Raw genomic sequence first — 18,804 nt, forward strand, 5'->3', positions numbered from 1 at the left:
CGGCCAACGAGTTCCCTAGGAACACTCAGGCGCAAGTTCCCTGAGGAATGCCCAAACCAATGCGTTGAACACCTCGCCCTGGTCGTCATGCACATAGTGACTCGCGTCGGCCACCTCTACGGTCCGAATATGCGGGTTGCTCGCGGTCATTGCTTCCAACGTTGCTGCCGGCAGGAAGTCCGAGCGGCCGCCGCGAATAAACAGGGTCGGGCAATCCAATGCACGCACCGCCGGCCACAAATCCGTCGGCTCGATGCTCAGGCGCGCCTGGGCAATCCCCTGCTGATCATGGCGCCAGGTGATCCCTGCGTCGTTTTCTTTCATCGAATGCGCCAGCCTGGAGTTCAGGCCCTGCTCCGACAGACCGGGGCGTGACGCCTGCCAGAAGGCACGGGCCAGCTCCCAGTTCTCGAACTGCAACGGTGTCTGGCTCATCTCGCGACGGATACGCGCAGCGCCATCGCCCTGGCTTGAAGAACCGGGGCCGATGTCTTCAATCATCAGCCCCATCAGCCGCCCCGGGTGCTGCCGCGCATATTCAAGGGCGTTGGCACCGCCCAATGAATGCCCCAGCAAGACAAACCGCTGCAAGCCCACATGGGCGACGAAGTCAGCGAGGTCTTCGACATAGGACTGCGTGTGGTAGGTGTCGGGCGCGGCCCAATCACTCAGGCCCCGCCCGCGTTGGTCCAGGGCATAGATGCAATAGCCTGCGCCCAGGGACTGCACCAGCGAATCCCAGGTTTGCGCATAAGCGCGCAAACCATGCAGCAGCACCAGCGGCACGCCACCCGGCTTGCCCCAGCGCAAAAAATGCAGGCGCAGGCCGCAACGGTTGGTGAAGAAACAACTGTCAGCAAGCATCGGTGTGTTCCTCTAGAAACGATCGAAGCGATAAGGGCTTGGGTCGATGATCGGTGTATGCCCGCTGACCAGGTCTGCCGCGAGATGACCCGCTGCAGGGGACGTACCAAAGCCATGCCCGGAGAAACCCGTGGCCACGGTCAGCCCGGGGATCTGCGCAACCGGCCCGATCACCGGGTTCGAATCCGGCGTGACATCAATCGTACCGGCCCAGGCCTGGGCGATGCGCGCCTGCTCGAACACCGGCCAGGCGGCGATGAGGTTGTTCATCGCATCGCCGTTCAGCCGTGGGTTGACCGGAGGGTCCTGCACCCGGACGCGCTCGAACGGGCTCACACTGCTGGAGTGCCAACGCCGTGCAAGCTTCAGGTCGTGCAGGAACGGCTTGCCCAGCGATACATCGAGCACATGACGCTGCGCCCGGAACTGCGGCATGTACTGCTTGGCGAGCAACAGGTGATCAAGGGTCAGGAAGGCGTCCAGCTTGCCGCGCTGGGTGACGATGAAACCGCCGTCCTTGTGCTTGCGGAACGAAAAGTCCGGCGCGCCGACGGCAATCTGCGTCGGCCCTTCCATGGGGTGGGTGCGCAGTACCGAGCAGGTCAACGGCAGGGTCGGCAACGACACCCCCAGGTTACCCAGGAAGCGCCGCGACCACATGCCACCCGCCAGCAATACGTGGTCGCAGCGGATTTCACCTCGCTCGGTCACCACGCCACTCACGGCCCCGGCAGACATTTGCAACGTACGCACCGCACACTGCTCGACAATCACCACACCCAGCGCCATGGCCGCCTTGGCGATGGCGCTGCTGGCCAGGGTCGGTTCGGCACGTGCGTCAGACGGCGTGAAGATGCCACCCGCCCAATCGCCCACGCCGCCGGGCACCAACCCATCGATCTCACGCTTGCTGAGCAGCCGTGAATCCAGGGACAGATGCTCCACGGACTTGAGCCAGCCTTCATGCATCGCCATCTGCGCCGGGGTGCGGCCGACAAACATAATGCCTTCCTGGCGATAGCCGACATCCGCGCCAACCCGCTCGGGCATCTTGGCCCATAACCGGTCGGCCGCGAGGGCCAGGGGAATATCGGCGGCGTGGCGGCTGGTCTTGCGTACCCAGCCCAGGTTGCGCGACGACTGCTCGGCGGCGATGCGGCCTTTTTCCAGCACCACCACCGCGATGTTGCGTTCGGCCAGGGTCAATGCCGCCGTCAAGCCAATAATCCCGCCACCAATGATGACAACGCTGGTGGCGGCAGGAAACGCGGCGGATGTGTTCACGGGCGCAATAGTCGGTGCCATGATCAAGACTCGCTGATGGGCAAATAGGAGCAACCGCTGGCGGTCACTGCGACAGACGAATGACTTCGACCTGCGCCTTGGATGCGTTGCGATAGGCCGTCACTTCCAGCTCCACCTTGTAGACCGTCGACCCCAGTGGCGGGCACGTGACGGTGCTGGCCGGGTCGACGCCGCGAAACTTCTCGCCGATCAGGCCCATCACCGCCGGCACGTCTTTGGGGTCCTGGATGAACACCCGCGAACACACCACATCGGCCAGGCTTGCATCCACCGCCGCCAGGGCGGTTTCGATGTTGGCGAAGACCTGGTGGGCCTGCTCCAGGACGTCTTCCGGGATCAGTTTGGTCTGTGGGTTGCGACCTGCGGTGTTGGACACGTAGATCCAGTTGTCGACGACCACCAGGCGCGAATAGCTGGCCTGGTCTTCGAACGGCGAGCCGGTCTTGAGCTTGATGATGTTTGTCATGTCGAATGCCTCGTCAGAATAGGGGTTGAGTGACTTAACGCAGTACCGGGGTTTCCCACAGGTTCAGGCTGACGCCGATGCCTCGCCTGATCGCATTGCGGTACACCACCGTGCCCCAGGCCACGTCTTCCACGGGCATGCCGCCGACCGACATGATGATGATTTCCTCATCGGTCCTGCGGCCAGGGGCGGCGCCGGCGATGATCTTGCCGATGTCCTCGACGTCTTCCAGGCGCAAGGTGCCTTCGGCAATCATGTCCATGAAGCGCACGCCAATCACCGGCACGCAGTGATGCGCAGGCTTGGGCAACTCTTCAAACCAGGCCTGGTAAAGACCGGTGTTATCCAGCACCTTGCGCACGTCCGCCTGCTCCATGCCTTCATCGAGCGAGCAGGCCGCCGGCATCGCCAGAAATGCGCCCGGCTTGACCCATTCACGCCGCACAATTGGGTAGTTCGAGGGGTCGCCCGTTTCGCCGGAGCTACAATAAGTAACAAGGTCCGAATCGCGGACCACCTCTTCCAGGGTGTCCACCACCTTTATCGTGGTGATTTGCGGATAGGTCGCTTCAACCCACGCAATAAAATCGGTCAGGCTCTTCTGGCCACGGCCTTTGATTTTCAGCGTATCGATGTGCGGGCAGACCGCGATGAACGCCGCCAAGGTGGTCTTGCCCATCACGCCCGGCCCCAGCAGGCCCACGACTTTCGAGTCCTTGCGCGCCAGGTGGCGTGCGCCCACACCGGGAATGGCCCCGGTGCGATACGCCGACAGCAGGTTGGCCGACATGTGTGCCAACGGCGCACCGGTGTCGGGATCATTCAGGGTGAACATCAGGATCGAGCGCGGCAGACCCTTTTCGCGGTTGGCGATATTGGAGCCGTACCACTTCACGCCAGCGGTGCAGAAGCTGCCGCCCAGGTAGGCCGGCATGGCCATCATGCGCCGGTCGGCCGTGGGCTTGGGCATGTTCGGGAACGGCGAATCCTTGGGGAAAATCACCATCGCACCATGGGAATCATTGTTCGGCCCGGCCATGCGGTAGTCGCCGGCGTACAGCAGGCTGAACATCTCTTCCATGGTATTCACGCACGCCAGCATGTCGGTCACGCCCGCGCGGATCATGTCCGGCTCGGAGAGGTAGATAAAGTCGATTTTTGTAGTCGTAGACATAGTTATTCTCGGGTCGAAGGTGATACCGCTGCGGTAGGCGCAGCGCCACGCTGTCGAGGTCGAGTATCGAGGGCGCGGGGCCGGGTCGTATTGTAGTTTTCGGACACGCCAGGCCTTGTGTTACCGCCAGAGTTGGCGCGAATCCTGCGTGAAAAATCGCGCCTCTGAGCCTCTCGACAGTGCACCTATGATCTCGACTCCACGGCACCACACGGCAAACGAACAACCCTGGTTCGTTCTCAATTCTTCACGGTATTCGGTCATGCCCTCCGACCACCCGGCGATCTCGCATTTCTATGCGTTCGATGCGGCTCAATCGACTCAGGTACTGGCCGTTCCGGATGGGTGCGTGGACATCGTCTTCGACTGTGATGCCGTGCGTCCGAGCGCCAAGATCTGCGGGACGCCGCTCGCCGCCAAGGCGGTCGAATTGAACCCGAACCACCATTACTTCGGCGTGCGTTTTTCACCCGGCGTCATTCCCGGTTTCATCAATGTGCTGGCGGAGGAATTGACCGAGCGGGAGCTCGACTTGCTGGAAGTTTCGACGTTTGCCCGGCGCATCTTCGACAACATCGTGCAGGCGCCGCAGTTGAGCGAGCAAATGCGCCTGTTCAATGACTATCTTGCACCCCGCCTGATGGGCAAGGCATCACCGCTGACCGCCCTGGTCATTCAACAAGCCATGCGGCATCGCGGGTCTATTCGCATCCACCAGCTTGAAGACCTCAGCGGTTACACCAGCCGCACGCTGCACCGCCAGTTCAGCCAGGACACCGGCATGTCGCCCAAGGCCTTTTGCCGGATCATCCGCTGCCAGGCCGCCCTGGACACCCTCAATACCTGCCGGGACGTGTCGTTCTCGGCGTTGGCGCTCGACCTGGGTTTTGCCGACCAGTCGCACTTCCTGCGCGACTTCAAGCAACTGGTCAGCACCACGCCCTGCGACTACCAGCGCAAAATGCTGCAGAACGCCTACGCCGAGCGGATCAGCTACGCCTGAGAATGGGCGCCCTAGCGGGTCGCCCTGAGGGTTTCGGAGGGTGACTCGCCAAACAGTTCCCGGTAATGCCCGGCAAAATGGCTCAGATGAAAAAAGCCCATCGCCACGGCAATTTCGCCAACGTTCTGGGAGCAGGCAGAGGTGCTGTTCAAGCGGCGGCGCACGGCATTCAGACGCAGGTTGCGCAAGTATTCGACCGGGCGCATGCCGGTCACGGCCTGGAAACTGTTCTGCAGGGTGCGCCGGCTCACCCGCAGGTGTTCGCACAGATCAAGAATGCTCAGGGGCGTGTCGCCACTGGCGTCGATCAACTCCTGGCAACGCTTGACCAGGTAAGCACTGACAGTGACATTGCCACGCCGGCAACGCACCTCATCGGTGGCGTTGCTGAACAGATCGAGGAAGGCGCTGAGCAATTCGTCTTCAAGCATTTTTTCAGCCGCTGGGCTGACCGCCCCGGACTGTTCCACCAGGTGACAGAACAGGGGATGGATACGCTGGCGAATGCGCAAGAGTAACGCATCGTCCACGCTCAACTGAGAAGTGGTCTTCAGCCGCTTGAGCTGCTCGTTGGACAATTCGAAGGCCGCCAGTTTGGCGAAGCGCACCGCGTCGATATTGAACGCAAAAAAGTGCGTGCCCTCGGGCGCATGCAACACAAACTCCTCGCCATCGCGCAACAGCACCACGCTGTGGGTGCCCACCTGTTGGCCTTGCACCACCGGCGCGGGGCCCAGCGACATGGCTGCGCACAGCCGCCCTTTCGGGGCGTAACCGCGCTGGACCACGCGTTTGTCCAACACCTCCTGGAACACCTGGAAGCGATCGGCGGACAATTGCCGCAGCTCACTCGTCAGGCAACCACGGCCAAGCTGGTCATACACTTGGCGCCAGCCGTGGATAGACCCGGCGTGTTGTTGAGGGTCATTGAAGGTTCGCGCTTCAGCGAGCATGGTTGTCGTTCCTCGGTGGCCTGGTGTCTTCATCGACCTGAAAGGGACGCTGTCATCCTTGACCGCACGTGGGTTTACACCGGCACGGTGTCAGCGGTGAAAACCAAAGCCAGTTCCGTGCCAAACATCTGCAGGCGATAGGTGGTCGGCTGGATGCTCATGGGCGCCAGCAACGCCCCGGACAGCACGACCTGTCCCGCCTCCACCGGTTGACCGTCGGCCAGCAGGCGCCGGATCAGCCAGCACAGGTTGGCCAGCGGTGTGTCTTCGCGCTCCAGGGTATTGCCGTCGCCGTACAGCGCACCGGCGCACTCCAGGCGGTAGGTTGCATTGAGGTGCAGGGCTGGATCAAACGGCGTCCGTGGCCCGATGCAATAAAGCCCCGCCGCGGCGTTGTCGGCCAGGAACGCGCCGGCGCCAAAGGTCCAGGCTTGCCAGCGGCAGTCGGCGATTTCGAAGGCAGGCGCGACGTCACGGATGGCCGCCAGGATGTCCTCGTCGCTGTAGTCACCGGGCGCCAGGGTGCGCCCGATGACCACCGCCACTTCAATCTCCAGCTTGGGCTGGATCAACCGTGACAGGGCCACCGCCGTGCCCGGCTTGACGCTCATGTTCTCGGTCAACGCGCCGTACACCGGCTGATCGAGGCCAAAACGCTGTTGCGCGGCGCTGCCGGCGAAGGCGATCTTCCACCCGCTCAGGCGCTCGCCGGCCGCCAGGCGGGCGTCCAGCCCCAGGCGTTGCAGCGCGTAACCGGAATACGGGTCCAGCGTCTCGGCGGGCAGCGGCGGCAGGGCCTGCCGGGTCAGGGTGGCCTGGTGCAAGCGGTTGAGCAGTTCGTTGTTGTGGCTCATGACAGTTGCTCCGCCAGTTTGCGCAGTACCCCATCCAGTCGCTCGGGCGTGGTGATCGCGGCGACAAAACGGTCCGGCCGCACCACTACGATGCAATCGCGCACCTTGGAGAACCACTCGCCCAGACGGTTATCCACGTCTTCCACGCTGATGGCGTCCATCGCCGTCAACGGCTGGTGACGGCCCAGGCCGCTGCGCGAACGATTGACCTGGATGAAGCGTGTGTCCCAGCGCGCCCAGAATGTCGCCATCTCGTCACTGAGTTGCTCGCGCGGGTTGACCCGGTAACCCAACACCGCATAGGAATGCCCCAACACGTCATCCAGGCGCCGACGCTGACCCTTGGCGTCTTCGATATAGGGCTGCACAAACAGCTGGCCGACCAGGTCGTCCTCACGCAGTTCGGCACGTTCGTGATAGACCAGGCCCTTGGTGATGGTGGCCTTGGGTTTGAACTTGAACTCCAACAGGTGCGAGCGCAGGTTGTCGACGCTGTTCACTGCCTGGAACAACCAGTCGCGCACGCCGGCCATCAAGGGGTTGGTCAAGCCCAATACCGCGCCCATGTTGTCGGCCAGCGCCACCAGCTCGGTGGCGTGCCCGCGACGCTCTTGGTCGTAGCTCACGAGAATCCCATGGGCGGCACGCCCCTGGATGATCGCCGCGAGTTTCCAGGCCACGTTGGCCACGTCGCGCAGTCCGGAGTTGAGCCCTTGCCCGGCCCAGGGCGGCGAGATGTGCGCCGCGTCGCCCACCAGCGCCACGCGGCCCTGGACAAAGCGCGCCGCGACCCGTGAATGGTGGGTGTAGGCGCGGATACGGATGATGTCCAACTGGTCGACCGCATCGCCGATATGCCCACGGATCAAGTCGCGGATGGTGCTTTCGTCGCACATCTTCGCCTCGTCCTCGCCCTCCATCAGCATGAACTCCCAACGCCGCTGCTGGTAAGGCAAATAGATGCACACGAACGGTCGCTGCGGGTCGGCATGCAAGGCAGTGTAAGGCGCGTCCAGCGTGTCATTGGCGGTGTCGACCACCACCCACTTGCGCGCATGGGTCAGCCCCAGCAACTCGACCCCGAGTTTTTTACGCACGGTGGAGCGGCCGCCGTCGGCACCGATCACATAATCGGCGCGCAATTCATAGACCTCGCCCCGGGCATCGCGCACCTGCAAGGTCACGCCCTCGCCGTCCTGCTCCAATTCGAGCATTTCGTGGCCTTGGCGCAACTCGACGCCGGCATGCCGGCCGAGGGTTTCGCGCAGCGTGCCTTCGAGCAACTGCTGCATGAAGATGTTGCGCATCGGCCAGCCGTAGTGGGCGGTGCTCGGCTTGACCTCGGCGAAACACACGCCACGTGCGTTGTAATAGCGCAACGGCACGTCGCAGATCATGTCCCGCGCGGCCAGTTCGGCAACGCCGATGCCCTGCAACACCCGCAGCGCTTCATCGTCCATGCCCACCGCACGCGGGTAAGGCAGGATGCAATCAGCCAGTTCAAGGACGACGCAGTCGACACCGTACATCCCCATATAGTGTGCGGCCGTGATCCCATTGGGACCGCCGCCGACAATGACAACTTGGGTCTTCTCCTGCTTCATCGCTCATCACCGCTTTCTTGTTGTGGTTGTAATCCGGTACAGCTCAAGGCGCACGCCTGCTGTCAGTGCAGCCCATCCAGGCCTTTGACGTCTTTAGCCTGCAGGCCGCCCAGGCGCGCATGCAAGCGTCCACGCGTGGCGAAGGCCCAGATGATCACGACCTCGTCGGGCGCAGGCCCGTCGCCAAACATCAGCGATATGCTGTCGTAGTGGGAACGGACGTACAGGGCATCCTTGTGCGCCAGCGGTACGTCGATGGTCGACCCCGGCCCGCCACGCTTGCCGGTGGACGGTACCCAGGATTTGCCGCCGCCCAGCGCGACGCGGATCGGGTCGGCTGCCGGGTTGGTCAGGAATGCATTACCGTGCTCGTACTCGCCCTCGCTGCCCACCAGGATCGCCTTGCCATAGCTGACAATCTCACGGGCGCCGGCCAATGCCTGGATGCGCCGGCCAAACTCTTCGCCCAGCAGCGGCGAAGGGTCGACCAGTTCGGCGAGCGACTCGCTGTAGCGACCGGCATAAGGGTTGGCGATCACGGCGGCAATCGCATATTTGAACAGTGGCTCGCCATCGGCCAGTTGGCCGGTTTCGTTGGCCAGGGTTTCTTCGACAAAGCTGTACCATTTGCGGATGTGATAGCTAGCAAAATTCGCGGTTTTCATCGGGGTTGCCTCAAAGTGGGTCCAGTGGGTCCAGGTTGAAATGTCGGCTCGGTGCGCCAGCGGCCTTGAACCGGGCCTTGCCGCGCGCATCGTCATGCTCGGTCTCGAGGAAGAATTCCATGCGGTTGCCGTCGGGGTCGTTGAAGTACACGCCATGGCCGATTTCGTGGTCGGTGATCTTGACCACCTCGACACCCTTGCCCAGCAACATGCCGTAGAGCTGGCGCAGGGTGGTCATGTCTCCGTCGATTTCCAGGCCGTAGTGTTGCAACCCCAGCCCACCCTGATGGGCGCCAGGGTCGGCGCGGATCAAGGCGATGTCGTGGTGCTTGCCGCCAAACGCCATCATGACCCAGCTCTCGCCCCGGGCACTTTCGTGCATGCCCAGAATGTCGGCGTACCAGCGCGCCGACACGTCCGGGTCACTGACCCAGAGCGATAAGTGAGTACGCAGGATCTCGACTTTCATGGCGATATACCTCAGTGCTTCTTGACGATGGATTGATGCCCGGCCTTGATCTGCGCCACGGCCGGCGTCCACAGCACATCGGCGATCTCGCTGAAGTCGCGCCACTGTTTCTGCCAGCCGTCACCGCCGTTGTCGGAGGTGAACAGATGCCCGTACTTGGTGCCCGCCACGATCTGCCGGGGGTTGGCCGGGTTGAAGGCAATCGCCCACACGCAGGAATTGGGCTGCTGGGAAAGCGGCAGCACTTCCCAGCTGAGCGCCGCATCGCGGGACACCAGGATCTTGCTGGTGGTGCCCGGCGTGCCATCGGAAATGCTCAGGTACAGGTCGCTTTGCGAGCCCAACGGCGCGTTCATGGCGCGGATGTAATACAGGCCGAAGGCTTCGCGGCCGATGATGCCAGTCCAGGTCAGCCCTTCGTCCAGGCTGCGGTAGACCGCGTTGACGCAGACCACCACGATGACTTTCTGGCCATGGTTGGGCAGTACCAGGATGTTGTGCACGTCCGAGTTGAACTCCCACAACAGGCGGTCATCGACGCGGGTCCAGCTGTCGCCGCCGTCGCGGGAGTGGAACAACCCACCCTCTTCAAGGCCGAACCACAGCTGGTCGGGGTCGGTCGGGTCGTAGGCAAACGCCAGCAGGCGTGGGCGACTGACGCCGTCGCAAAACTCCGGAATTTCCACCGGTGCCCGATCCCAGCTCAGCCCACCGTCCAGGGTGCGCCACAACACAGCGCGGGAAGGTGCACCGGTGCCGACGAAAATCCGTTGTGCGTTCCGTGGGTCCACCGCGACTTTCCACACCGTCTGCCCGTTGAACGGCGAATCGACGCGCTGCCAATGGCCGCCGGTGTCACGGCTGACGCACAAGCCCACGTCGGTGCCGGCATAAATCACCTCGGGCGCGTCGGGGTGCAGGCTCAGTGAGCGAGTGATCGCATCGAATTCCAGGTCCTGCCCCAGGCCCAGGCGATGCCAGGTACGGCCATCGTCGGCACTGCGGATCACCGCTTGCCCGACGGTGGCCACCAAAAGGGTTCCGTTACTCATCACAGATGCTCCTCAGATATAGATACCACGGGTCAAACCGCCGTCGATGCCGATGGACTCGCCGGTCACCGCGCCAGCCTTGGGCGACGCCAGGAAACCAATCAGCCAGCCCATTTCAATCGGGGCGAGGGTGCGGCGAATCGGCGTCGCGTCGATGTAAGCCTGCTCGACCTGCTCCGCGGTCTTGCCTTGCTTGACCGCTTCGCGGTCATACAGCTCCTGGATATGCGGGGTATCCACAACGCCTGGGTGAATCAGGTTGACCGTGATGCCCGAGGGGCCAAGCTGGTCGGACAGAGTCTTGGTCATGTGGGCGATGGCCAGGTTGCGCATGCCCGACAGCACCTTGCTACTGCGTCCGGTGAGGCCACCGATGTTGATGATGCGACCGAAGCCGGCGGCCTTCATGTGCGGGGTCACGGCCTTGGCGCAACGGAAGTAGCCGATCACTTTGGTGTTGAGGTCCGACAGCAGCTCATCGTCACCGGCGTGTTCGATGTCATTGCGCACTACGCCAGACGGCGCAGCGGCACCGTTGACCAGGATGTCGATGCGGCCGAAGTGCTTGTAGGCGGCTTCGACCATTTCCGACACGGCGGACATCTCATTGGTGTCGCAGAACAGCGGCAGCACTTCGTTGCCGGTCTGGGCGCTGATCTCTTCGGCGGCCAGTTGCAGGAACGCCATGCGGCGCGCGCAGATCACCACCTTGCAGCCTTCTTCGGAGAGAAAACGTGCGACTTCCTTGCCGATGCCCATGCCGCCACCGGTAACGATGGCCACGCGGCCTTTCAATTCCAGATCCATAACAATTACCTCGTGTGATTATTCAGTTCAGGCCAGATCGACAAACACGCTTTTGGTCTCGGTGTAGGCATCGATCACGTTCTTACCCATTTCCCGGCCCCAGCCGGATTGCTTGTAGCCGCCGAATGGCGAGGCCGCATCGACCACGTTCCAGCAGTTGACCCACACCGAGCCCGCCTTGAGTTGCGCCGCCACGCGGTGCGCCGAGCGCAGGTCGCGGGTCCACAGGCCGGCCGCAAGGCCATAGGGCGAATCGTTGGCGCGCAGCACCAGGTCATCGATTTCGGTCCAGCTCATTACCGTCAGCACCGGGCCGAAGATTTCTTCGCGGGCGACGCAGGCCGCCTCGGCGCGATCTAGGAACACACTGGGCGCAATGAAGTGGCCACGCTCCAGGTGGGCCGGACGCCCGCCACCGCAGATCAGTTCGGCGCCCTCTTCCTGGCCGCGTTGCAGGTAGCCCTTGACCGTCGCCAGCTGGCGCCCGGAAACCAGCGGGCCCATGCTGCTGGCCGGGTCCAGGCCATTGCCGAGGACATGGGCGGCGGCGTGCCGTTCGAGTTCTTCGAGGACCTGGTCCAGCACGCTGGCGTGCACGTACAACCGCGAAGCGGCGGTGCACACCTGGCCCTGGTTGTAGAAAATGCCATCGGCGGCGCCTTTGGCGGCGCGCACGATATCGGCGTCGGGCAGGATGATGTTCGGCGACTTGCCGCCCAGTTCCAGCGAGACCTTTTTCATGTTGCGCGTGGCCGCTTGCGCGATCAGCCGGCCGACCTGGGTCGAGCCGGTAAAGGCGATCTTGTCCACATCGGGATGCTCCGCCAGCGGCGCACCGGTTTCGGCGCCAAGGCCGGTGACCAGGTTGACCACGCCGGCCGGGAACCCCGCCGCCTCGATCAACTGCACCAGGCGGATCGCAACCAGCGGCGTTTGTTCGGCAGGCTTGAGCACCGCGACGCAACCGGTGGCCAGCGCCGGGCCGAGCTTCCACACGCACATGTTCAGCGGGAAGTTCCACGGCACGATCAGCGCGCAGACCCCCACCGGTTCACGCAGGGTGTAGTTGAGCATCGGCGCGCCGCTGGCCGGTGAAACGGGCAAGGTGCTGCCTTCGATCTTGGTCGGCCAGCCGGCGAAGTAGCGCAGGATGGTGGCGGCGCTGGCCGCTTCACCGCGCGCCGCAGCAATCGGCTTGCCGTTTTCCAGGGTGATCAGCTGCGCCAGTTCTTCGCGGTGCTGGTCCAACAGGTCCGCCAGGCGGAACAGCAGCAGGCCGCGCTGGGCCGGTGACTGCAACGACCAGGCGCCGTTGAACGCCGAACGTGCGGCGGCGACGGCGGCGTCCACGTCCCGTGCACCGCCCTGGGCCACTTCGGTCAGGGTGTCTTCGGTGGCCGGGTTTTCCACCGCAAAACGGCGGCCATCGGCAGCATCCTGCCAACTGCCACCGATAAACAGGCGTCCCGGCTGGGACAGAAAAGCCTGGACGGCGGGTAGTACTTCAAACAGCTTCATGGTCGACTCCTTCACAGCGCCATTTCGATCAGGCAAGGCCCGCCGTCGGCATTTGCATTGGCCAGCGCCCGTTGCAGTTCGGCATTGGTGTGCACCGTGCTGGCTGGCACGCCGTAGCCTTTGGCCAGGGCTTTCCAGTCAATGCGCGGGCTGTCGAGCACCGTCAGCTTCAGGGCTTCGGGTCCCAGTTCGGTCATGCCGAAACGACGCAACTCGTTCTGCAGAATCGCGTAGCGGTGGTTGGCGGCAATCAGGATCACCACTGGCAGTTGCTCGCGGGCAATGCTCCACAGGGTTTGAATGGTGTACTGGGCACTGCCGTCCGATTGCAGGCAGTACACGCGGTTGCCGCGCTCGGCCAGGGCGGCGCCGAAGCCCACCGGGATACCCTGGCCGATCGCGCCACCGGTGTTGGTCAGTACCCGGTGCCGAGCGGCGCGGGCCGAAGCGGTGAAGAACGGATAGCCGCAGGTGCCGCCTTCCACGGAGACAATGCTGTCGTCCGGCAGGGCGGCAGCCAGCAACTGGCCCACCGACTGTGGGGTCAGCTCGGCGTGACCGGGCGGCAGTTCGATGCCCTGGGGCGTCGGCACATAAGCGGGTGCATCCAGGGCGTCGGCCAATGCCGTCAGCGCGCCGGCCACATCGTCACCGACATCGGCCAACGCCAGCAGGCGCTCACGTTCGGCCAGGCGCGACGGGATGCCTTCGTAGCCGAAGTAGCTGATGGGCTCCGGCACGCCGGCGCACACCACCAGGTCGTATTGTTCGAGGATTTCAATCGCCACTTCCGGGAAGTACGGCAGGCGGTCCAGGTCCGGCAGGCCACCGCCACGGTAGCTCAGGCGTGGAAAGGTCTCGGCGAACAGACGCACGCCCGGCAGTTGCGCCAGGCGCCCCGCCGCTTCCAGGCCGGCAACCGACAAGCCTTCGTCGCCGACGATAAACACCAGGCGCAGGCCGTCACGCAGGGCCTTGGCCACGCTCTCGATGCGGTCGCCGGCAAAGCGCCGGACCGGCGGGCGGATCGGGGCGAATACACCGCTGTGGGTCACGGCATGGGCTTGCAGGTCCATGGGCAGGATCAAACTGGCGATCTGCCCCTTGGCCTGCCAGGCCGCGCGCATGGCTTCCTGCAGATCCTCGCCCACCCCCGACGCCGTGCGCGAGGTGCGCACCCAGCCGGAGACCGCGCCTGCCAGGGCCTGGATGTCACTGGCCAGCGGCGGGTCGTAGTTGACGTGCCAGGAGGCGTGATCGCCGATCACGTTGACGATGGGAGTGTTGGCGCGCCGTGCGTTGTGCAGGTTGGCGATGCCGTTGGCGAACCCGGGCCCCAGATGGGTCAGGGTCATGGCCGGTTTGCCGGCAATCCGGCCATAGCCGTCCGCCGCGCCGGTGCAGACCCCTTCAAACAACGACAACACCGGCTTGAGTGCAGGTGCGCTGGCCATCGCCGCCACCAATGGAATTTCGGTGGTTCCGGGATTGGCGAAGCAGTACTCGATACCGCTTGCCGCAGCCGCATTCACTATCAGTTGCGCACCATTCATTTTCAGCCCTCTTGCTTGAGCGTTTGCAGTGATGAGATTTATCACACACAAAAATTCAATCAACAAGCATTTTATTTTGATTTGTCTCATTTAGTGAGATTTATGTGATTTTCTTGCGACCTAAAAAGCACAAAAGATTGCGTTTTTCTTTCACTGCGGTAGTGTTGCGCCAGCGGAACGCAGCACGTGCCCCTCCCCTTTTTAGGAACGAAATGAGCAGCCTGAGCAAATTGCTGAGCGTCCTGGACCTGTTCGGCCCACAGACATTGAAGATCGACCCCGACACCATCGCCGAGCGCATGGGCCTGTCACGGGCCACCGTGTACCGCTACGTCAAGGACTTGTGCGATGCCGGCCTGCTGACCCGCGTGGATGCCGGCAGCTACGGCCTGGGCCCACGGGTGATCGAGCTGGACTGGAAGATGCGCCAGTACGACCCGATCCTGCTCGCCGGGCGCGAGCTGATGCACGAGTTGTCCGCGCAAACGGGCCTGGCGGTGTTTGCCAGCGTGTTTTATGACGGGCGCATCATCAACACCTACATCGCCGAGCCCACCGACACCTATCACTTTGCGTTCGGGCGTGGGCAACCGTTGCCGTTCTTTCGCGGCGCGCAGTCGAAGGTGTTGATCGCCTACCAGAAAGGCCGTCGCCTGCAACGCCTGTTCGACGAGCACCTGGCCAACGACCCCGCCAGCCCCTACGACTGGGCGGGGTTCAACAAGGCCGCGAAAAAGATCCGCAAGGACGGCTACTGCCTGACCCACGATGAGCTCAACCTGGGCCTGACCGGTATCGCCGCGCCCATCATCCAGACCGACCTGGACGAAGTGGTCGGCAGCCTGTCGGCCGTCGGCAGCACGCAAAGCTTCAAGCTGCTGCGCCAGGAAACCGTGATCGAGATGGTCATGGACACCACGCGACGGATCGCCGACAACATGCGCAACCCGCCTACCACCAGAACGGCATAGGTATCCCAACGCCGTACCCAGCCATGCTCAGAACGGTACGGCCACGGTCACCTGGCTGTACACATTGGTGCCATTGCCCCCCACCTGATTACCGCCCGTGGTCGCGTCCTTCTCGGGCTTGTACAGGCCGACCAGCGGGGTGACGATCAGGTGCGGGTTGACCGCCCATTCGGCATACAGGTCCAGTTCCCGGGCAGTGAGGTTGATTGCATCGCGCTTGCGCACGGTGTCGAAATCGAAGAACAGCGCGCCAAGGCTCAGGGTTTCCAGCGGGGTCGCCTTCAACCCGACATGCTGGACCCGTGTATTGCTGTTGAACGGCCCCGAGTAGTTGCTGGCGACTTCGCCTTGCAGCCAGGTGCCGTACCCCAGGCTCTGGCCGGTGAACAACGAGTCCCACTTCTGTGAGTAGCGCGCATAACGGTACGTGAGTTTGGGCGACCAGGCGCTATCGGCAAAGGTGTAGCCTGCCTCGCCGTACCAGGCGTTTTGCGGGCCGGCGTCCTTGTCCTGCCAGGCGTACTCGAATGCCAGGCTGACGTTCTTGACGCCCGCATCGCCCTCACCGCGCACGCTGTAGACATTCATGCCCTTGCGCTGGCGCTGGAAGTCACTGGCCCATTGATCGTTCACGTTGATGCCGTGGATCCAGGTCAGCCCGATCGTCCCCGGCTGGGCGGTGTAGTCCAGCGTACCGGCGGCCAGTTCGGTTTCGGCCTGGGCGCGGTTGTCGGACTTCAACCACAGCAGGCTGCCATGCAGGCCGTCCTGCCCACCCAGGCGCACATACGCGGTCTGGTCGAACGCATGCCGCGCCGCCAGGTAGAACGCCCCCCCGCGGTTCAGCTTGCCATCGGCGGGGCCCTTGCCCAGGTTCGGCCCGTCATCGTTGATCAGGAACCCACGACCCAGCTTGACCACCTGGCGCCCAGCGGAAATATCCACGCCGTTCTTGCCCAGCGCCGGGAACAGATCGTCGGACCGCCAGCCGAGGTACGCGTCTTCAATCTTGGTGGTGCGCTCGGTGCCCAGGGTGTTGCCTGCCGGGTCGCCATCGCCCCAGGTAGCGGAACTGAGCAGTGCAAAGGCACCGTACGCGGTGCCGTTGCCGGCGAGGGCCTGGTCGCCACTCAAGCCATACTTGATAAAACCCTCGCGCCAGGTAGAACCGCCGGGAGTGCCGTCGTAGTTCTTGCGGCTGTTGAATTGCCCGAACACCGCGGTCATGTCGGCGTTGAGGTGACGACTGTCATCGCTGTACAGCTCATAGGCATGCGCGGACGGGAAGGCGCAAAGCACCAGGGTGCACGCCAGCGCGGGGCCGATAAGTGGAGGGTGCATGGCTCAGGCTCCTTGTGCTGGCTTGCGAACAAACAGCAATTGCTGACCGGTGAACTCCAGCAGGCCTTCCAGGCCGAACTCGACGCCAAACCCGGACATCTTGCTGCCGCCAAACGGCGTGTTCGGCTGGATCTGCGCATGGCAGTTGACCCACGCCACCCCACTCTCCAGGCGGCTGGCCAGGAGCTGGGCCTGTTTGACATCCGGCCCCCACACCGAGCCGCCCAGGCCCATGTCACCGGCATTGGCGCGCCGCAGCACGTCTTCCACGTCGCGGTAGGCGATCAGCGGTAGCACGGGGCCGAACTGTTCTTCGTCGACCAGGCGCTGACCGTCGGTGACGTCGGCCACCAGGGTGGGCGGGTAGAAAAAACCGGGGTGATCCAGGCGTGCGCCGCCGCACAGCACCCGCCCGCCGTTGGCCCGTGCGTCCTCGACCAGGGCTTCCACCAGCGCCAGCTGTTCCAGGTTCTGCACCGGACCGAAGGTGACCCCGGCCTCCAGGCCATCCCCCACCACCTGGCGCGCCGCGATCTGCGTCAGCGCCTCGGCGAAGGCCTGGTATTGCGACTCGTGGATATACAGGCGCTTGAGGGCGGCGCAGGTCTGCCCCATGTTGAGAAACGCCGCCTGGAAGATCGCCTCGGCCACCTCTTGCACCGGCGTGCCCGGCAGGATGATCGCCGCGTCGTTGCCGCCCAGCTCCAGGGTCAGGCGCTTGAGGTTACTGGCAGCGCCGCGCATCACGCTTTGGCCGGTGGCGGTGGAGCCGGTGAAGACAATCTTCTGGATGCCTGGATGCGCCGTGATCGCGCTGCCGAAGCCTTGCTCGCCCGTCACGCAATTGATCACGCCGTGGGGCACATGGCGGGCGATGATGTCGACCAGGCCCAGGGTGCTCAGCGGCGTCAGGCTCGACGGTTTGCTGATCACGCAATTACCGGCCCGCAATGCCGGCATGATGTGCCACACGGCGATCATGAACGGCCAGTTCCACGGCGTGATCGAGGCCACTATGCCCAAGGGTTTGCGGTGCAACTCGATGCGTTGGGTGGGGGTGTCTTCCACCAGCTCCACGGCAATGTCTTGCCCCGCCGCGTAGCGGGTCCAGGCGGCCGCGCCCATGACTTCGGAAAACGCCAGTTCCAGCGGTTTGCCTTGTTCCTGCACGATCAGCCGGGCCAGTGCATCGGCCTCCCGTTCGATATCCGCCGCAATTGCCAGCAGGCGTGCGCTGCGGTCGGCGTGGCTGCTGTGGCGCCAGCTTTTGAACGCCGCCTGCGCGGCCTCCACCGCCTGGTCGAGTTGCCCCAAAGAACCTGCCGGGCAGTGGGCGAACACCGCCCCGGTGGCCGGGTTGACCACTTCGAACCGCCCCTGCTCACCGGCCACCAGGGCCCCGTTGATAAGCATCTTGTAGTTGTGCATTTGCAACCTTCCTTTCACACGCTGGCGGGCCTGGCCGAAGAACGGCAGGCCGGTTTTATCTGGATGATCGGGTGTGGCTCAGAGCTTGTGGCTGCCCAACGCGTGGAAGCGCTGCGGCGAGAGTTTGCGCAAGCGTGCGGCGAGGTAAACCCCGATGATCAGGGCCACGGGGATGATCGCGCACAGGCCATAGGACAGGAGCTTGCTGGCCCCGGTCAGCACGTCGAAGTGCACCACCGCCAGCACCAGCACCGACACCAGGGCCAGGCTGGAGAAAACGGGGAGGATACGCCCACGCCAGAGCCCGACGTTCAGTTCGGGATGACGCTGGAAGTACACGCACACCGCCACCGACGTCAGCGCCATCAGCAGGATGACGCACAGCGTCGCCAGGTTGGACAGCCAGGCGAACAGTTGCAGGATCGGATCGGCATCCATGGCGGCAAAAATCAGCACCACCACTGCTGCGATCAGGCTCTGCAAGGCCGAGCCCATGTGCGGGCTCTGGTGTACGCGATGGGTGGTGCCCAGCAGGCTGTGCAGCAACCCATCGCGGCCAATCGCATAGAAGTAACGCGCGGCGGCGTTGTGGAACGCCAGCAGCCCGGCATAGATACTCACCATGAACAGCACGCGGATGACCTGGGTCAGCTGCGGGCCGACAAAATGGTCGGACATGCCGTAGATAAAGGTCGTCGGGTCCTGCAAGGACTGCAACAGCGGCACGATCTTGTCCGCGCCGACGCCCACCACCATCGACCATACCGACAACGCGTA

Annotated in this window: 17 protein-coding genes and 1 pseudogene; 2 read left to right on the forward strand and 16 right to left on the reverse strand. The window is 63.7% G+C overall.

The genetic code is table 11. From position 1 onward, the window contains the following. Nucleotides 1-15: 15 nt before the first annotated feature. From AC3WP7_RS28560 to AC3WP7_RS28575, 4 genes are read right to left on the reverse strand one after another with little or no spacing between them, the layout of a single operon-like run. The gene (locus AC3WP7_RS28560; protein WP_093513769.1) at nt 16-864 is read right to left on the reverse strand and encodes an alpha/beta fold hydrolase; all 849 of its coding nucleotides are present in this window, start codon (nt 862-864) and stop codon (nt 16-18) included. Between the two features lie 12 nt (nt 865-876). After that, entirely contained in the window at nt 877-2,169 is a 1,293-nt protein-coding gene (locus AC3WP7_RS28565; protein WP_102592168.1) for an NAD(P)/FAD-dependent oxidoreductase, read from the reverse strand. Between the two features lie 43 nt (nt 2,170-2,212). Continuing rightward, nucleotides 2,213-2,635 carry a RidA family protein gene (locus AC3WP7_RS28570; protein WP_092246152.1) on the reverse strand — a complete coding sequence of 141 codons (423 nt, stop codon included), beginning with the start codon at nt 2,633-2,635 and terminating at the stop codon, nt 2,213-2,215. A gap of 34 nt (nt 2,636-2,669) precedes the next feature. Further along, complete coding sequence (locus tag AC3WP7_RS28575) at nt 2,670-3,809, reverse strand: ornithine cyclodeaminase family protein (RefSeq protein WP_092246154.1); 1,140 nt, start codon at nt 3,807-3,809, stop codon at nt 2,670-2,672. Between the two features lie 187 nt (nt 3,810-3,996). On the opposite strand from AC3WP7_RS28575, the gene AC3WP7_RS28580 reads away from it, so the two are divergent. Further along, the gene (locus tag AC3WP7_RS28580; RefSeq protein WP_071491526.1) at nt 3,997-4,812 is read left to right on the forward strand and encodes a helix-turn-helix domain-containing protein; all 816 of its coding nucleotides are present in this window, start codon (nt 3,997-3,999) and stop codon (nt 4,810-4,812) included. Between the two features lie 11 nt (nt 4,813-4,823). Here AC3WP7_RS28580 and AC3WP7_RS28585 read toward each other — a convergent pair whose 3' ends face one another. From AC3WP7_RS28585 to AC3WP7_RS28625, 9 genes are all read right to left on the reverse strand, one after another. Then, on the reverse strand, nt 4,824-5,765 hold the full coding sequence (locus tag AC3WP7_RS28585; RefSeq protein WP_102592167.1) for a helix-turn-helix domain-containing protein: 942 nt from the start codon (nt 5,763-5,765) through the stop codon (nt 4,824-4,826). 74 nt (nt 5,766-5,839) lie between these two features. Then, nucleotides 5,840-6,619: a 2-keto-4-pentenoate hydratase gene (locus tag AC3WP7_RS28590; protein ID WP_102592166.1), complete on the reverse strand. Its 780-nt coding sequence runs from the start codon at nt 6,617-6,619 to the stop codon at nt 5,840-5,842. Then, complete coding sequence (locus tag AC3WP7_RS28595; RefSeq protein WP_093127892.1) at nt 6,616-8,223, reverse strand: bifunctional 3-(3-hydroxy-phenyl)propionate/3-hydroxycinnamic acid hydroxylase; 1,608 nt, start codon at nt 8,221-8,223, stop codon at nt 6,616-6,618. Before AC3WP7_RS28595 ends, AC3WP7_RS28590 begins: the two co-directional genes overlap by 4 nt. A 62-nt stretch (nt 8,224-8,285) precedes the next feature. Beyond that, on the reverse strand, nt 8,286-8,888 hold the full coding sequence (locus AC3WP7_RS28600) for an amino acid synthesis family protein (RefSeq protein WP_071491530.1): 603 nt from the start codon (nt 8,886-8,888) through the stop codon (nt 8,286-8,288). 10 nt (nt 8,889-8,898) lie between these two features. Further along, on the reverse strand, nt 8,899-9,357 hold the full coding sequence (locus AC3WP7_RS28605) for a VOC family protein (RefSeq protein WP_071491531.1): 459 nt from the start codon (nt 9,355-9,357) through the stop codon (nt 8,899-8,901). 11 nt (nt 9,358-9,368) lie between these two features. Further along, nucleotides 9,369-10,409 carry a beta propeller repeat protein gene (locus tag AC3WP7_RS28610; RefSeq protein WP_071491532.1) on the reverse strand — a complete coding sequence of 347 codons (1,041 nt, stop codon included), beginning with the start codon at nt 10,407-10,409 and terminating at the stop codon, nt 9,369-9,371. 12 nt (nt 10,410-10,421) lie between these two features. Further along, nucleotides 10,422-11,216, reverse strand: a complete 795-nt coding sequence (locus AC3WP7_RS28615; protein ID WP_071491533.1) for an SDR family NAD(P)-dependent oxidoreductase — start codon at nt 11,214-11,216, stop codon at nt 10,422-10,424. A 27-nt stretch (nt 11,217-11,243) separates the two neighbouring features. Next, entirely contained in the window at nt 11,244-12,734 is a 1,491-nt protein-coding gene (locus AC3WP7_RS28620; protein ID WP_092246166.1) for an aldehyde dehydrogenase family protein, read from the reverse strand. A gap of 11 nt (nt 12,735-12,745) precedes the next feature. Then, the gene (locus tag AC3WP7_RS28625) at nt 12,746-14,287 is read right to left on the reverse strand and encodes an acetolactate synthase large subunit (RefSeq protein ID WP_093127886.1); all 1,542 of its coding nucleotides are present in this window, start codon (nt 14,285-14,287) and stop codon (nt 12,746-12,748) included. Between the two features lie 212 nt (nt 14,288-14,499). Here AC3WP7_RS28625 and AC3WP7_RS28630 point away from each other — a divergent pair, with 212 nt between their 5' ends. After that, nucleotides 14,500-15,258, forward strand: a complete 759-nt coding sequence (locus AC3WP7_RS28630) for an IclR family transcriptional regulator (protein WP_071491536.1) — start codon at nt 14,500-14,502, stop codon at nt 15,256-15,258. A 27-nt stretch (nt 15,259-15,285) separates the two neighbouring features. On the opposite strand, the gene AC3WP7_RS28635 is transcribed toward AC3WP7_RS28630, so the two are convergent. The 3 genes and pseudogenes from AC3WP7_RS28635 to AC3WP7_RS28645 all read right to left on the reverse strand — a co-directional run. After that, nucleotides 15,286-16,599: an alginate export family protein gene (locus AC3WP7_RS28635; protein WP_172963323.1), complete on the reverse strand. Its 1,314-nt coding sequence runs from the start codon at nt 16,597-16,599 to the stop codon at nt 15,286-15,288. Nucleotides 16,600-16,602: 3 nt separating this feature from the next. Next, entirely contained in the window at nt 16,603-18,027 is a 1,425-nt protein-coding gene (locus AC3WP7_RS28640) for an aldehyde dehydrogenase family protein (protein WP_102592165.1), read from the reverse strand. A gap of 78 nt (nt 18,028-18,105) precedes the next feature. Continuing rightward, a pseudogene (locus AC3WP7_RS28645) lies at nt 18,106-18,804 on the reverse strand (amino acid permease); the annotation flags it as partial.

Source organism: Pseudomonas sp. FW305-3-2-15-C-LB1 (assembly GCF_058787615.1).

What these genes read in the sequence shown, in the direction of transcription:
- AC3WP7_RS28560 (WP_093513769.1), bottom strand. Translation starts at nt 864, where the DNA reads ATGCTTGCTGACAGTTGTTTCTTCACCAACCGTTGCGGCCTGCGCCTG.
- AC3WP7_RS28565 (WP_102592168.1), bottom strand. Translation starts at nt 2,169, where the DNA reads ATGGCACCGACTATTGCGCCCGTGAACACATCCGCCGCGTTTCCTGCC.
- AC3WP7_RS28570 (WP_092246152.1), bottom strand. Translation starts at nt 2,635, where the DNA reads ATGACAAACATCATCAAGCTCAAGACCGGCTCGCCGTTCGAAGACCAG.
- AC3WP7_RS28575 (WP_092246154.1), bottom strand. Translation starts at nt 3,809, where the DNA reads ATGTCTACGACTACAAAAATCGACTTTATCTACCTCTCCGAGCCGGAC.
- AC3WP7_RS28580 (WP_071491526.1), top strand. Translation starts at nt 3,997, where the DNA reads ATGATCTCGACTCCACGGCACCACACGGCAAACGAACAACCCTGGTTC.
- AC3WP7_RS28585 (WP_102592167.1), bottom strand. Translation starts at nt 5,765, where the DNA reads ATGCTCGCTGAAGCGCGAACCTTCAATGACCCTCAACAACACGCCGGG.
- AC3WP7_RS28590 (WP_102592166.1), bottom strand. Translation starts at nt 6,619, where the DNA reads ATGAGCCACAACAACGAACTGCTCAACCGCTTGCACCAGGCCACCCTG.
- AC3WP7_RS28595 (WP_093127892.1), bottom strand. Translation starts at nt 8,223, where the DNA reads ATGAAGCAGGAGAAGACCCAAGTTGTCATTGTCGGCGGCGGTCCCAAT.
- AC3WP7_RS28600 (WP_071491530.1), bottom strand. Translation starts at nt 8,888, where the DNA reads ATGAAAACCGCGAATTTTGCTAGCTATCACATCCGCAAATGGTACAGC.
- AC3WP7_RS28605 (WP_071491531.1), bottom strand. Translation starts at nt 9,357, where the DNA reads ATGAAAGTCGAGATCCTGCGTACTCACTTATCGCTCTGGGTCAGTGAC.
- AC3WP7_RS28610 (WP_071491532.1), bottom strand. Translation starts at nt 10,409, where the DNA reads ATGAGTAACGGAACCCTTTTGGTGGCCACCGTCGGGCAAGCGGTGATC.
- AC3WP7_RS28615 (WP_071491533.1), bottom strand. Translation starts at nt 11,216, where the DNA reads ATGGATCTGGAATTGAAAGGCCGCGTGGCCATCGTTACCGGTGGCGGC.
- AC3WP7_RS28620 (WP_092246166.1), bottom strand. Translation starts at nt 12,734, where the DNA reads ATGAAGCTGTTTGAAGTACTACCCGCCGTCCAGGCTTTTCTGTCCCAG.
- AC3WP7_RS28625 (WP_093127886.1), bottom strand. Translation starts at nt 14,287, where the DNA reads ATGAATGGTGCGCAACTGATAGTGAATGCGGCTGCGGCAAGCGGTATC.
- AC3WP7_RS28630 (WP_071491536.1), top strand. Translation starts at nt 14,500, where the DNA reads ATGAGCAGCCTGAGCAAATTGCTGAGCGTCCTGGACCTGTTCGGCCCA.
- AC3WP7_RS28635 (WP_172963323.1), bottom strand. Translation starts at nt 16,599, where the DNA reads ATGCACCCTCCACTTATCGGCCCCGCGCTGGCGTGCACCCTGGTGCTT.
- AC3WP7_RS28640 (WP_102592165.1), bottom strand. Translation starts at nt 18,027, where the DNA reads ATGCACAACTACAAGATGCTTATCAACGGGGCCCTGGTGGCCGGTGAG.